Origin of the sequence: Pedobacter antarcticus (genome assembly GCF_900112985.1) — a bacterium.
In the GTDB taxonomy this organism is placed as follows: Bacteria; Bacteroidota; Bacteroidia; order Sphingobacteriales; family Sphingobacteriaceae; genus Pedobacter; species Pedobacter antarcticus.
This window is the reverse complement of record NZ_FONS01000005.1, coordinates 43165-56212: the sequence shown is the minus strand read 5'-3', so window position 1 is coordinate 56212 and position 13048 is coordinate 43165. Positions and strand designations below refer to the sequence as shown.

The window sequence follows — 13048 nt, the reverse complement described above, 5'->3', positions numbered from 1 at the left end:
TTATATTATTCCGCAGGGCGGACAGTTAAAACTTTTCTACAATTGCAATCACTAGACCGGTAATAACGATATTAGCTATAGCCAGCGGGATTAATGTTTTCCATCCCAGGTGCATCAGCTGATCGTAACGGAAACGAGGAATCGTCCATCTTACCCACATAAAGAAGAAGATGAAAGCAAAGATCTTCGCGAACAGAACTGCAGTTCCGATCAGAGGTCCGATTACTGGGCCAGTATGTAAAAGTACCCAATCCATTCCAGGGTAATTATAGCCACCGAAATAAAGCGTCGCCATTACCGTCGCCGAAACAAACATGTTAATATATTCTGCGAACAGGTAGAAACCAAGTTTCATAGAAGAATACTCCGTGTGGTAACCACCAATCAGTTCAGTCTCACATTCCGGTAAATCGAAAGGTGCGCGGTTAGTTTCTGCAAAAGAGCAAATAATGAATAACAGGAACCCTAATGGCTGATAAAGCACGTTCCAGTGCCAGCCGTGCTGCTGCTCCACGATTTCCTTCAGACTCATCGTATTAGTGACCATTAAAAGGGCAATAATAGAAAGTCCCATAGACACCTCATAACTGATATTCTGAGAAGCTGCACGGATTGCACTCAGCAAAGAGTATTTATTGTTGGAAGCCCAGCCTCCGATCATCACACCGTAAACACCGAGTGAAACTACCCCGAAAATATATAACAGGCCTACATTGATATCAGTAACCTGCAAAGCAATAACGCGGTCACCTATTGTAATATCAGATCCCCATGGAATCACAGCAGTACCGATACAAGCAGTTAACATTGCCAGACCAGGGCCCACCATAAATAACATTTTATTTGAGTTGGTCGGTACAATCTCTTCCTTCATGAACATTTTCAGTCCATCAGCAAGCGGTTGTAACATACCAAAAGGACCGGCACGATCAGGACCTAGCCTGTCTTGCAGGAATGCTGCAACCTTTCTTTCCGCGTATGTAGAGTACATCGCGATGACTAAACTTATACCAAAAATGATCGCTACAAGTATAAATTTTTCTATGACGAATGAGATATCCATTAGAATTTAGCGGTTTTTTCCAGTTCAACTTTATTAGCCTGCTGTAGACGCAGATCAGTCTGAATAACAGGCAGTGGTTTCATCGTCTCATAGTGATTAGATGCAATTACTGAAGTATCGCTGATATGAGTAGGTTGTTCAATAACCCAGTCGGCAGTTTTCTTTTTATCAAAACGGCAGGTATTGCAGATAAAATCCTCTACCTCGCCATAAATATCTTTACGAGCTGTAACACGCAGTACATCAGCACCTTTGTACCATAATGTAACTTGTCCCTTACAAGTTGGGCAATCACGGTGTGCATCTACAGGTTTGGTAAACCATACCCTGTTTTTGAATCTGAAAGTTTTATCAGTCAATGCACCAACCGGGCAAACGTCGATTACGTTACCGGAAAAATCATTATCCACGGCAGTCTGGATATAAGTAGAGATTTCCGAATGATCACCCCTGTTCAAGATACCATGAACACGTTTATTTGTGATCTGATCTGCAGTAAACACACAACGGTAGCATAAAATGCATCTGTTCATGTGTAACTGGATTTTATCACCAATATCTATACGCTCAAAAGTTCTTCTTTCGAACTCATACCTTGTTTTCTGTAAACCATGTTCGTAACCCAGGTTTTGCAGATCACATTCACCGGCCTGATCACATACCGGACAGTCCAGCGGATGATTAATTAATAAAATTTCGACTACCCCACTTCTGGCTTCCAGTACTTCCGGAGAAGTAATGTTCATCACCTCCATACCGTCCATAACAGTAGTACGGCAGGATGCAACCAATTTAGGCATAGGTCTTGGATCCTTCTCAGAACCCTTGCTAACCTTAACTATACAGGTACGGCATTTCCCGCCACTTCCTTCAAGCTTGGAATAATAGCACATTGCAGGCGGAACAATATCCCCCCCGATTTGCCTTGCGGCATTCAGTATAGTTGTACCTGGTTCTACTTCGACAGTTATTCCGTCTATGGTTACCTTAACTTTTTCACTCATTGTTAAAGATATTCTTTTATCAGTCAGCCCATTTCCATTCAGAACGGAGCCGGCCGACAGTTAATTTTCCTGTTTCAATCCGCTTGCGATCGGCTCAGCATAGCGGGCAATCCCGTAATTAGTCTGTTGACTTTTCTGAGGTTCCCTTACATGCCATTCAAATTCATCCCTGAAGTGTCTGATTGCACTGGCAACCGGCCAAGCAGCGGCATCACCCAGCGGACAAATTGTATTTCCTTCGATTTTCTTCGAAACATCAACCAGCAGGTCGATATCACTCATCTTACCATGACCATGTTCAATACGGTGCAGTACTTTTTCCATCCAGCCAGTACCTTCACGGCAAGGAGAACACTGACCACAGCTTTCATGGTGGTAAAAACGAGAAAAATTCCAGGTATTTCTAACAATACACTGATCTTCATCAAACGCGATAAAACCACCGGAACCCATCATGGTACCTGTAGCAAAACCACCTTCAGAAAGAGATTCATAGCTCATCAGACGCGGATCGCCATTAGCCAGTTTCAGCGTCAGGTTAGCAGGTAATACCGGTACAGACGATCCGCCTGCCACAGTAGCCTTCAACCGTTTTCCGTTGGCAATACCACCGCAATACTCATCAGAATAAATAAACTCCTCAACCGGAAGTCCTAATTCAATTTCATATACACCCGGGCGAACCAGGTTACCAGAAGCAGAGATCAGTTTAGTACCTGTACTTCTGCCGATTCCAACTTTAGCATACTCTTCACCGCCATCGTTAATGATCGGTACAACAGCAGCAATGGATTCTACATTGTTCACTACAGTAGGGCAGCCGTATAAACCAGCAATAGCCGGAAACGGAGGTTTAATCCTTGGATTTCCTCTTTTTCCTTCTAATGATTCCAGTAAGGCAGTTTCCTCACCGCAGATATAAGCACCGCCACCAGGCTGAACGTATAACTCCAGATCATAACCCGATCCCAGAATATTTTTACCCAGAAAACCAGCACTCTTAGCTTCAGCAATAGCCTTTTCCAGAATTCTGATCTGCGGCATCATTTCACCACGTACATAGATATAAGAAGTTTTCGCACCCAGCGCATAGCTGGAAACGATCATTCCTTCGATCAGTGCATGAGGAATATATGTCATCAGGTAACGGTCTTTGAAAGTTCCTGGCTCCGACTCATCTGCATTGCAGACCAGATAACGTTCCACACCTTCAGGCTTAGCCAGAAAGCTCCACTTCATTCCCGTAGGAAATCCTGCACCACCACGACCGCGGAGACCAGACTTCTTCACCTCCTCAACCACGTCATCCGGGCTTAGGGTTTTCAAAGCTTTTTCCACAGACCGGTAACCACCTTTCTGGCGGTACACATCAAGAGTATTGATGCCTGGTACGTTAATATGTTCTAATAAGAGTTTACGGGCCATTATTTTTTGCGTAATTCTTCTAACAATGTATCTACTTTCTGTTCGTCAAGGTTCTCATAGAATGTATACTCGGGACCGATCTGTAAAACAGGACCAAATCCACATGCTGCAAGGCATTCTACACCTCTCCAGCTGAATAATCCGTCTGCAGTGACCTCATTCTCCTTCACACCCAGTTTGTGCTCAATATGAGCCATTACTTTCTCCGCACCTACCAGACAGCAAGGCCCGGTACGGCATACTTCCAGTACATATTTACCCTGAGGCTTCAGGAAATACATACTATAGAAAGACGCTACTTCATAAACCTCAATCGGTTCAATTTTAAGCCAGGCAGCAACCTGGTCCATAGCATTTGCACTCAGCCAGCCCAGTTCGGCCTGTACTTCATGCAGTATCGGTAATAAAGCCGACTTTTGTTTTCCTTCCGGATATCTACTGGAGATCTCCGCGAACTTTGCTTTCAAAGCTGGCGAAAACTCTACAGGTTGTGTTTCTTCTACTTTAAGCATCTAATTCTCCGGCAATAATGTTCATACTACTCATATTAATGATGGCATCAGATAATAACATGCCTTCACTCATGTTTGCAAACATGGAATAATTGATAAAGCTGGGTCTTCTGAAATGGAGGCGGTAAGGTGTTCTTCCACCGTCATTGATCAGGTAAAAACCAAGCTCCCCGTTTCCACCTTCAACAGCATGGTAAACTTCGGCCTTTGGCGCATCAATCTCACCCATTACAATTTTGAAGTGGTAGATTAAAGCCTCCATATTATTATAAACCTCCTGTTTTGCAGGAAGGTAAAAATCAGGAACATCTGCATGGAATACACCTGCAGGCTCATTTTTTATTTTTTCGAGTGCCTGTGTGATCAGACTTACGCTCTGCCACATCTCTTCGTTACGAACACGGTATCTATCATAGATATCACCAGTCGTACCTACAGGAACTTCAAAATCAAATTCATTATAAGAACAGTAAGGCTCGCTTACACGCACGTCATAATCTACACCAGTTGCTCTCAGTAACGGACCGGTCCAGGAATATTCCAGAGCTTTCTCCGCAGTAACGGCAGCTACACCAGCAGTACGGTCAATAAAGATCCGGTTCCGGTTCAGTAAACTTTCGAATTCTTTAAGTGCAACCGGGAATTCTTTCAGGAATTTATTGATTTTCGCAAAAGCGATATCGTTAAAATCTCTTTCAAATCCGCCGATCCGGCCGATGTTAGTCGTTAGACGAGCACCGCAGATCTCTTCATAAATTTCATAGATATGTTCTCTGAACTGAAAAAGATAAAGGAAAGTTGTCGTAGCACCAGTATCCTGCGCAATGATCGTATTACAAATAATATGATCTGAAATACGCGCAAGTTCCATCACAATAATTCTCAGATAGTCAACACGTTTAGGCATTTGAATATTGAGCAATTTTTCGACGGTCATGTGCCAGCCCATATTGTTAATGGGTGAAGAACAATAGTTTAATCTGTCTGTTAAAGGAGTAATCTGATAAAATGGCCTGTGTTCAGCGATTTTTTCGAATGCACGGTGAATATAACCAATGGTAGAAATACCACTGACAATCCGCTCTCCATCTAACTGAAGTACATTCTGGAATACACCATGTGTTGCAGGGTGTGTCGGTCCCAGATTTAGGGTTACCAATTCTTCCTGCGGATCATTATCTGTAAATACTGGCTGATTGTGATTCATGTGCTTATCTACCAAAATATTCGTCTTTTTTATCAACTCTGTTTGGATCTTCCAGCGGATATTGCTTTAACATCGGATGCACGTTTAGCTCATCCATGTTTAAGATCCTTCTCAGGTCAGGGTGACCTTCGAATTTCACACCGAAGAAATCGTATGTTTCTCTTTCCATCCAGTTTGCACCTTTCCATAAGCTAGTCGCTGTAGGAATAACAGGTGTATGTTCATGCAGGTAAACTTTTACTCTGACACGAATTCCTGCCCGCATATTGTGCAGGTGGTAAACCACCGCGATATGGTTGCTTTCCGGATAATGAACAGCTGTAATATCGGTCAGAAAACTGAATCCGGTTGCTGTATCATTTTTCAGAAACTCTAATACTGCTGTAATGACATCGGGTGTTGCAGAAAAGGTTAGTAAACCATAAGGTTCTTCAAACCGGCTAACCTGCTGTCCGAATTTAGCGCTTAAGAGTTCGGTAATTGCTGTATTCTTAATCTCTGCCATTATTCTATTCCGTATGAAGCCAGCATTGCTCTGTATTGCTCAGAATCTCTTCTTCTGCCGCTTTCGTTTTTAACAAGCTCCTGAATCTTTCCAAAGCCATCCAGAATCGCTTCCGGTCTTGGCGGACATCCAGGAACATAAACATCCACAGGAATGATCTCATCAATCCCCTGCAGTACAGAATAAGTATCAAAAATACCCCCGCTTGAAGCGCAGGCACCTACAGCGATCACCCAACGGGGTTCTGCCATTTGCAGATAGACCTGTTTCAAAACCGGACTCATCTTTTTAGCAATAGTACCCATCACCATCAGCAAATCTGCCTGACGGGGTGAGAAACTAAGTCTTTCTGAACCAAAACGACCTAGATCGTAATGTGAACCCATGGTTGCCATAAATTCAATTCCACAGCACGAAGTCGCAAAAGGTAAAGGCCATAAAGAATGGGACCGGGCCAAGCCGATAACTTTATCTAAAGAGGTGGCGAAAAAGCCAGATCCTTCAATGCCTGGAGGCGCGTCTACTATATTGATGTCACTCATATTATAAAACAAAAAAGGCTCATTCTGCATAGAATGAACCACAAATCTACAATAATTAGAGCCAAATGGAGGTATTGTAACGGATTTAGAAACGATCTAAATAGTTTAATCCCAATCTAAAGCCTTCTTTTTCAGCACGTAGATAAATCCTAATAAAAGCAGTGCCATAAAGACAAACATCTGCGAGATACCAGCCCAGCCAAACTCTCTAAAATTAACCGCCCATGGGTACATGAAAATCACCTCGATATCGAAAAGGACAAACAAAATCGCAACCAGAAAGTATTTAATTGAAAATGGCTGACGCGCATTACCAATTGATTTAACACCGGCTTCGAATGTTGCCAGTTTATCTTTAGTCTTACGGGAAGGACCTAAGAAATGCGTAGCGATTAACGTCACGACAACAAAGCCAAGGGCTACTATAACCTGGAAGATAATAGGTACAAAATCCGAAGGTAAACTTTGTGTTTCCATAAATTTTAGATTAAAGCACAAAAGTAACAGAAAAAGGCAGGATAACAACCCTGCCTTTTCATTTATAAGCTAATTTATATTATTTCTTTTTAGCAGCGGCCGCTTTAGCCGGAGCTTTAGCAGGCGTTAACTGTTGTAAACCAGCAGTTGCATTTGCATTTGCAGGATCAATAGCTAATGCTTTGTTAAACAATTCAGTTGCTTTAGCTTTATCGGCCGCTGAGTAGAAGAAACCTAAGTTTGTATAAGCTTCAACAAGATTTCTTTTTTCTGCATCAGCTGCACCTAATTCAGGTTTTTTAACTGTAACCAGGTCCAGGTATTGCTCGTAGTAAGGAACATTAAGACCTTTTGGACTAGTTTCATCATCCATATAACGCGCAACACGTGCTCTGAAGATATAAGCCAGCGTAAACTCAGGAGAAGTCGTATTCAAGTGAGCCAGCGCAGAGTCAGCCTCAACCAATAACTTTTTATCCGGGTTTTCTTTAGCCTGATCAGCTAATGCATAGTTATAATAGTTAGCAGATGCCAGGTAATAATAGTTCGTTAATGAACCTTTACCGTTAGGGTTTAATCTGATCGCGTCTTTATAAACAGCAGCAGCCTGAGCATATTTTTTGTTGTTGTATAATGCTTTACCTACTTCTTCCAGTGCCTCAACATTTGTAGAGTCTTTAGAAACAGCTTTAGTGATGTTAATCAAAGCCTGATCATCTTCACCAGCTTCTAACTGAGCTTTACCTAAATAAAGGTAATCTGACGCTAAAAGACGTGTAGTATCCGTGTTTTTAGCAAAGAAATCTTTCAGTAACTGTGCAGCGTTAGGGCTTTTGTTTTCAGCAGCTGAATAAGCTTGCAAACGGTTGATAACTAAAGTTTTTTGGTTATTTGGGTATAATTTAGCGATATCAGCAGTTTCAGTTTCTAATGCTTTATAGTCTTTAGCATAGTACAGGAACTGAGCGTAACGCAATCTTGAATCAAAAGAAGTATCAGTTAAATCGATATATTTTTTGAAGTTAGTGATTGCTTCTGCAGATTTGGTTGCAAAATTAGCTGGCTCAAAGTTAGCCCACTGCATATATAACTCAGAAATTTCACGGTAAGCAGGACCATAATTAGGATCAGCTGCAATTACTTCTTTTAATTGAGTTTCAGCCTCAGGAAATGCTCTTGATTCTTTGTACATACGACCAATCTGAACTTTAGCTCTTAACAAGCCTTCATTCATATTAATTGCGCGCAGGTAATTACTCAAAGCTTCCGAGTTTTTCTTTTGCAAAGCATAATAATCACCTAGAGCCAAAAATGTCTCAGGATCTTTATCATTTGCATCTACTTCATCTGCTTTTTGCAGGTTTGGTAATGCTGCATCAAAATCAGGTTTGTCCTGTGCAAGGTAAGCCTTACCAATATATAAATATGGTGTGTGATCTTTTCTGCTTGCTAATGAAATAGCTTTATCAAAATTAGTTTTTGCAGAAGCAGCGTCATTCGCAACAAGATCTGCATGACCTAATCCTACATAATTTAACGCATATTTAGGTTCAGCTGCAATACCTTTGTTAAAAACAGCTTTAGCTGAATCTACATATTCGTTAAGCAGGTAAACATCACCTAAATTAAAATAATTCTCTCCCTTTCCAGCCTGCGAGCTTACCAGCGATTTAAGCATAGAAGTCGCTTTAGCGTACTGCTCAGCATCGATAGCTTTTTTTGCATCAGATAGATTTTGAGCAAAAGAGGCAGAACCCATCACTACTAAACCTAAACTTAAGGTTATTGCTTTTTTTGTCATTTTCATTGTTTTATCTATTTTTTTTTAAAGGTTATGAAGCCGCTGAAAAGCTTTTTCAATGTTTATGTATTATTTTAATCACATATGACCCTTCCTGTGGTCATAGAAAGGCAATATAAATATTTTAATTTTTATTCTTAGTTCTAATATTTAAATCTCTCGGAACCATCTTATTAGGCCCTAACCCAGATTTCAAAACAATAAGCTGTCCACGTTGACTCACTAACCATGTTGCAAAACCTGTGCCTAAACCGTTTTTACCTTCCGCATTAATAATATATACGTTTCTAAGGAACGGATAGATGCCATCAATCAAATTCTTCTGCGAAGGTTTATAAAAAGCATCATCGCCCGGTTTACCTTTAGTGTTTTTTACCGCAAGGACTTTAATTTCGGAAGTGAAATTTGCCACATCCCGGTTATCCTGAATAAGCCAGTTAACGCCTACAACGCCGATATAGTCTTTATGTTCTGCAACGTATTTAATAACATCATTATTATTCTGCAGGGTATAAACTCCATCTTTCGGCAGAACTTTTATACCCGCAAGTACCATAAAATAACGTAGCGTACTTGAATACGGGTTATCAAAAACTAATTTCTTTTGAGATTTACCCTCTGCTTTCAGAATAGACACGACTTCATCAGCAGTAATAGTAGAATCCGGGTTACTGTTCCCTGTTATCATTGCAATACCATCAATTGCAAATCTGGTAGTAAAGATGGGGATACTACGTTTTTTGTAAGCCTGCTCTTCTTCCGGGGTAAGCATTCTGGATAGGATTGCTACCCTGACACTGTCGTTAAGAAATGTAGGTAAAATCTTGTTTTCGTTACCCTGAATCAGTTCAAATTTCGTATCCGGATAATCTAATTTAAAAATTTCTATCTGGTCCGCAAGAACATTGGAAAAACTTTCATCTACCAGCATGCGTACCTGACCAGAGGTTCTGGTATCTGCTGCAACTTCCGCTTTAGGTTTAGGTTTGCAGGCAGCAAATAGAAATAAGGGCAGTATAAACAACAGTCGTTTCATGATGAGGAAGAAAAGGTATGAATTTTCCGATAAAAAGCGCAGAATGCTTAAACTAGTTATCTTTTTGATTGATCAGGCGAAAGAACCGGATGACCGCATAAACGATCAGTAACAGGCCAAAGAGTATGCGATAAGTAGGCTCTATATCAAATGGAATGTCTTTCCAGAAGATTAACGCTACTCCGAGTACCAGGTACATCGTAAACATCACTAGGCCTAAAATGAACAGAAATCGCTGTTGAGGCGATTTCTGTTTAAATAATGTATTGAAGTCTAACATCTATTTGGTATTAGTTAGATAATGTGAAACTGATTGGAATGTTATATTTAACACGAACCGGTTTACCATTCTGGATACCTGGAGTCCATTTTGGACTACCTTTTAATACCCTTACCGCTTCTTCATCGGTACCACCACCTAATTTACGTTCTACTTTAATATCTGTAAGTCTACCATCTTTCTCAACTACGAAAGATAAGAACACTTTACCTTGAATATTATTTTCCTGAGCCATAGGAGGATATCTGATCGCTTTATTTAAGTAAGCGTAGAATTTGTCCATTCCGCCTGGGAAACCTGGCTGAGTTTCGATACTTACGAAGTCATAGACTTTAGTATCTTCCACAACAGCTGCTTGTTTAGGGCCTTCCCCAACAGGGCCGACTACAACGATATCAGCTCCAGGATCACCTTCAATTGTTTTCTGACCTGGGTCAGCAGCCTTTAATTGCTCAATCTGAGGTGGCTCTTCATCACGAACCTGATTATCCGGTTTTACAATCGGAGGAGGGAACTTGATCTGATCCACTTTTGGTGGCGGTGGCTCAACCGGTGGCGGTGGAGGTGTTTCTGGATCCACTGGCGGTGGTGGAGCAACAACAACTTCAACTTGTTTCTCAATAACCTCTTCCGGCATCTGACCTTGAACAAGAGTCAGGATCTTTGGAAGGAGAAACAACAAGATGAAAGTTATCGATGCCAAAAATAATGCCTTGGTTGTATTTGCACCATTTTGCGTACGAAGCTCGTAAGCGCCGTAAGCTTTGTTTTTTTTAGCAAAAACAACGTCAAGCCATTCCTTATTGAATAAATCTATTTTAGAACCGAACATTGCTTGTTATTTAAAATGTTAAAAATATTTTTATAAAATCCCTTGTTGTTTCATGAAAGCTTTTTCATTGTCAAGGATGTTTTCATCATCAATCGCAGGAGCAGTTTTAATGCCTGTGATTAACAATTCATCCATGATATCAACAAAGTTTTTATACTTAGCGCCGGAAGTAGGCTTGATAACCATTACGATATCTTTACCAGTAGTTTCCATTACTTTCTTCTTATTCTCAAGAATAGTTTTTCTGATATCACCAATTCCTTCTATTTCAGGAGCTGATTCACCAGCAACACCCATATACCAGGCTACCTTATTATTTTTACCTAATAAAATAGTCATTGTCTGAGATGCCCTTAACTCTAACTGAGCATCAGACGTATCATCCTTATCCGGCTTCGCAATATCCATTGCTATGGGCTTATTCAGCGTGGTGGTAAGCATAAAGAAAGTGATCAGTAAGAAAGCCAAATCCACCATTGCGGTTAAATCGACCTTTGTAGAAACTTTTTTACTCCTTACTTTTCCACCCTTTTTGCCACCCCCGCTGGAGGTATCTAATTCTGCCATGATTTTATTAGTTAGCTGCCCTCAGCAGATGTGATTAAACTGAATTTGTTAATTTTTTGTTTTTGAAGGATATCTATAATCTTCTTCATTGTAGAATATTCTTCATCTGCATCTCCTCTGATACTTACTCGCATTCCTTCGGAATGTAATTCAGCAACAGATTTACGTGATTGCAGAATCCAGTCAGCTAACTGATTATTGGCAGAATCTGCAGGAATTCCTGTTTCCAGACCAGAGGCCTTTCTTTTATCACTATCTAACATGATAAATTGTTTCAGACTCTGAATTGGCACTCCGAAAGAACCAATTACACTAAACCGTTTTTTCTCTTCCGGGGTAAAATCAATTTTGTACTGCTCACCAATTTTCTCCAAGGTAGCAACCTTGATGTCCTGGCCTGCAGTTTCAAAAAACACTTTACCATGACCGATACTCAATACAGCGATATCCTTTTCAGGAACCTTGATCTTATAAGTGGAACTAGGAATAGTCACATTCAAAGGATCCGGCTGTTTTGCAGTAGCTGTTAATATAAAGTAAGTAAGCAGCAGGAATGATACGTCGCACATCGCGGTCATATCAATTGCTGTACTTTTTCTTTGAACCTTCGCTCTTGGCATAATTTTAAAAATTACTTATGTTTTATATAATGATGTTAATTCTTCCGGTTTTCCATAAAGCCGGTAAAAAAAAATTCATTATTTCTTATTTATGCGTAGAAGCATAAGTTTGGATGATGCTAAAACCAGCTTCATCAATTGCATAAGTTAATTTATCAATTTTAGAAGTCAGGATGTTATACATGATAATCGCTAAAGTAGATGTACCGATACCAGTTGCTGTATTGATCAATGCTTCAGAGATACCAGTTGCTAATGCTGCTGAATCTGGTGCACCAGAGTTAGCTAAACCACCGAAGGCCTTGATCATACCTGTTACTGTACCTAATAAACCAACTAATGTACCAACTGATACTAACGTTGCGATAACTGTTAAATTTTGCTCTAACATTGGCATTTCTAATGTAGTCGCTTCTTCAATGTCTTTCTGAATAGCTAAACATTTCTGGTCTGTGTCCATGTTAGCTTCAACTTCCATTTCACGGTATTTTTTCAGACCTGATTTAATTACGTTTGCTACAGAACCTTTTTGTTTGTCACACTCAGAAATAGCTGCTTCAATATTATTTGAACTTAAAAGAGCCTGAATTTTCTTAACAAAAGCGTCTAAGCTAGAAGTACCAGTTGCTTTGCCGATAACAATGAAACGCTCTACAGAGAAAACGATTACCATTAAAAACATACCTACCAGGACCGCAACGATTGGACCACCTTTAAATGCCATACCAGCATAATTTCCAACTTTAGGTAAATTGTCAGCATTGTTGTCAATAAAGTTGTTTGCATCACCGAAGATAAACTTCCAGATACTAACACCTATGATAATACAAATAGGGATAACTAGTGTAGCGAATAAATTTGAAGCTGATGAGCTTTCTTTTTGAACTGTTGTTGGTTTTGGTGCGTTTGCCATTTTTTTAGTTTTTGAGTTTTTAGTACTTGTTTTTTTTTAAATTTAGATTAATATTCTGTAATACACACAACGGCTGATAGAATCATTTGTTGTCTAAACAAATTTACAAATTGCTTTCAATTATTTTAGTCGCTAATTTGATTCTTTGCAAAATATTCTTTACAACCGGTCTATATTAAAAAAAGATTGCCTCTGCCAGGAGACAATCTTTCACAATGAAAACTAAAAAAAAATTCAAATGCAAATTTTTGATTAAAAAAAATG

Annotated in this window: 15 protein-coding genes; all 15 read right to left on the bottom strand. The window is 40.0% G+C overall.

The features are described from left to right. Window positions 1-25: 25 nt before the first annotated feature. A complete protein-coding gene (gene nuoH, locus BM192_RS11805) occupies window positions 26-1063 on the bottom strand; it encodes an NADH-quinone oxidoreductase subunit NuoH (RefSeq protein WP_037441955.1) in 1038 nt (345 codons plus the stop codon). Further along, complete coding sequence (locus BM192_RS11800) at window positions 1063-2067, bottom strand: NADH-quinone oxidoreductase subunit G (RefSeq protein WP_037441957.1); 1005 nt, start codon at window positions 2065-2067, stop codon at window positions 1063-1065. Before BM192_RS11800 ends, nuoH begins: the two co-directional genes overlap by 1 nt. Before the next feature lie 60 nt (window positions 2068-2127). Beyond that, complete coding sequence (gene nuoF, locus BM192_RS11795) at window positions 2128-3492, bottom strand: NADH-quinone oxidoreductase subunit NuoF (protein ID WP_037441959.1); 1365 nt, start codon at window positions 3490-3492, stop codon at window positions 2128-2130. Continuing rightward, window positions 3492-4004: an NADH-quinone oxidoreductase subunit NuoE family protein gene (locus BM192_RS11790; protein WP_037441962.1), complete on the bottom strand. Its 513-nt coding sequence runs from the start codon at window positions 4002-4004 to the stop codon at window positions 3492-3494. Before BM192_RS11790 ends, nuoF begins: the two co-directional genes overlap by 1 nt. Then, complete coding sequence (locus BM192_RS11785) at window positions 3997-5211, bottom strand: NADH-quinone oxidoreductase subunit D (RefSeq protein WP_037441964.1); 1215 nt, start codon at window positions 5209-5211, stop codon at window positions 3997-3999. Before BM192_RS11785 ends, BM192_RS11790 begins: the two co-directional genes overlap by 8 nt. A 4-nt stretch (window positions 5212-5215) precedes the next feature. Beyond that, window positions 5216-5716 carry an NADH-quinone oxidoreductase subunit C gene (locus tag BM192_RS11780; RefSeq protein ID WP_037441966.1) on the bottom strand — a complete coding sequence of 167 codons (501 nt, stop codon included), beginning with the start codon at window positions 5714-5716 and terminating at the stop codon, window positions 5216-5218. Continuing rightward, window positions 5716-6258 carry an NADH-quinone oxidoreductase subunit B gene (locus BM192_RS11775; RefSeq protein ID WP_037442073.1) on the bottom strand — a complete coding sequence of 181 codons (543 nt, stop codon included), beginning with the start codon at window positions 6256-6258 and terminating at the stop codon, window positions 5716-5718. Before BM192_RS11775 ends, BM192_RS11780 begins: the two co-directional genes overlap by 1 nt. Window positions 6259-6363: 105 nt before the next feature. Then, entirely contained in the window at window positions 6364-6735 is a 372-nt protein-coding gene (locus BM192_RS11770) for an NADH-quinone oxidoreductase subunit A (protein WP_037441968.1), read from the bottom strand. Window positions 6736-6814: 79 nt separating this feature from the next. Further along, on the bottom strand, window positions 6815-8536 hold the full coding sequence (locus tag BM192_RS11765; protein ID WP_234797550.1) for a tetratricopeptide repeat protein: 1722 nt from the start codon (window positions 8534-8536) through the stop codon (window positions 6815-6817). 124 nt (window positions 8537-8660) lie between these two features. Then, window positions 8661-9572 carry a substrate-binding domain-containing protein gene (locus BM192_RS11760; protein WP_037441972.1) on the bottom strand — a complete coding sequence of 304 codons (912 nt, stop codon included), beginning with the start codon at window positions 9570-9572 and terminating at the stop codon, window positions 8661-8663. A 52-nt stretch (window positions 9573-9624) separates the two neighbouring features. Further along, window positions 9625-9852 carry a hypothetical protein gene (locus BM192_RS11755; RefSeq protein WP_037441974.1) on the bottom strand — a complete coding sequence of 76 codons (228 nt, stop codon included), beginning with the start codon at window positions 9850-9852 and terminating at the stop codon, window positions 9625-9627. 10 nt (window positions 9853-9862) lie between these two features. Continuing rightward, window positions 9863-10684, bottom strand: a complete 822-nt coding sequence (locus tag BM192_RS11750) for an energy transducer TonB (protein ID WP_037441976.1) — start codon at window positions 10682-10684, stop codon at window positions 9863-9865. Window positions 10685-10714: 30 nt separating this feature from the next. Continuing rightward, on the bottom strand, window positions 10715-11251 hold the full coding sequence (locus tag BM192_RS11745) for an ExbD/TolR family protein (RefSeq protein WP_037441978.1): 537 nt from the start codon (window positions 11249-11251) through the stop codon (window positions 10715-10717). Between the two features lie 11 nt (window positions 11252-11262). Then, window positions 11263-11871 carry an ExbD/TolR family protein gene (locus tag BM192_RS11740; protein ID WP_037441979.1) on the bottom strand — a complete coding sequence of 203 codons (609 nt, stop codon included), beginning with the start codon at window positions 11869-11871 and terminating at the stop codon, window positions 11263-11265. 85 nt (window positions 11872-11956) lie between these two features. Further along, on the bottom strand, window positions 11957-12784 hold the full coding sequence (locus BM192_RS11735) for a MotA/TolQ/ExbB proton channel family protein (protein ID WP_037442075.1): 828 nt from the start codon (window positions 12782-12784) through the stop codon (window positions 11957-11959). Between the last annotated feature and the right edge of the window lie 264 nt (window positions 12785-13048).

Bases quoted from the DNA above. Each gene is read 5' to 3' on its own strand.
- nuoH (WP_037441955.1), bottom strand. From the start codon at position 1,063: ATGGATATCTCATTCGTCATAGAAAAATTTATACTTGTAGCGATCATT.
- BM192_RS11800 (WP_037441957.1), bottom strand. From the start codon at position 2,067: ATGAGTGAAAAAGTTAAGGTAACCATAGACGGAATAACTGTCGAAGTA.
- nuoF (WP_037441959.1), bottom strand. From the start codon at position 3,492: ATGGCCCGTAAACTCTTATTAGAACATATTAACGTACCAGGCATCAAT.
- BM192_RS11790 (WP_037441962.1), bottom strand. From the start codon at position 4,004: ATGCTTAAAGTAGAAGAAACACAACCTGTAGAGTTTTCGCCAGCTTTG.
- BM192_RS11785 (WP_037441964.1), bottom strand. From the start codon at position 5,211: ATGAATCACAATCAGCCAGTATTTACAGATAATGATCCGCAGGAAGAA.
- BM192_RS11780 (WP_037441966.1), bottom strand. From the start codon at position 5,716: ATGGCAGAGATTAAGAATACAGCAATTACCGAACTCTTAAGCGCTAAA.
- BM192_RS11775 (WP_037442073.1), bottom strand. From the start codon at position 6,258: ATGAGTGACATCAATATAGTAGACGCGCCTCCAGGCATTGAAGGATCT.
- BM192_RS11770 (WP_037441968.1), bottom strand. From the start codon at position 6,735: ATGGAAACACAAAGTTTACCTTCGGATTTTGTACCTATTATCTTCCAG.
- BM192_RS11765 (WP_234797550.1), bottom strand. From the start codon at position 8,536: ATGACAAAAAAAGCAATAACCTTAAGTTTAGGTTTAGTAGTGATGGGT.
- BM192_RS11760 (WP_037441972.1), bottom strand. From the start codon at position 9,572: ATGAAACGACTGTTGTTTATACTGCCCTTATTTCTATTTGCTGCCTGC.
- BM192_RS11755 (WP_037441974.1), bottom strand. From the start codon at position 9,852: ATGTTAGACTTCAATACATTATTTAAACAGAAATCGCCTCAACAGCGA.
- BM192_RS11750 (WP_037441976.1), bottom strand. From the start codon at position 10,684: ATGTTCGGTTCTAAAATAGATTTATTCAATAAGGAATGGCTTGACGTT.
- BM192_RS11745 (WP_037441978.1), bottom strand. From the start codon at position 11,251: ATGGCAGAATTAGATACCTCCAGCGGGGGTGGCAAAAAGGGTGGAAAA.
- BM192_RS11740 (WP_037441979.1), bottom strand. From the start codon at position 11,871: ATGCCAAGAGCGAAGGTTCAAAGAAAAAGTACAGCAATTGATATGACC.
- BM192_RS11735 (WP_037442075.1), bottom strand. From the start codon at position 12,784: ATGGCAAACGCACCAAAACCAACAACAGTTCAAAAAGAAAGCTCATCA.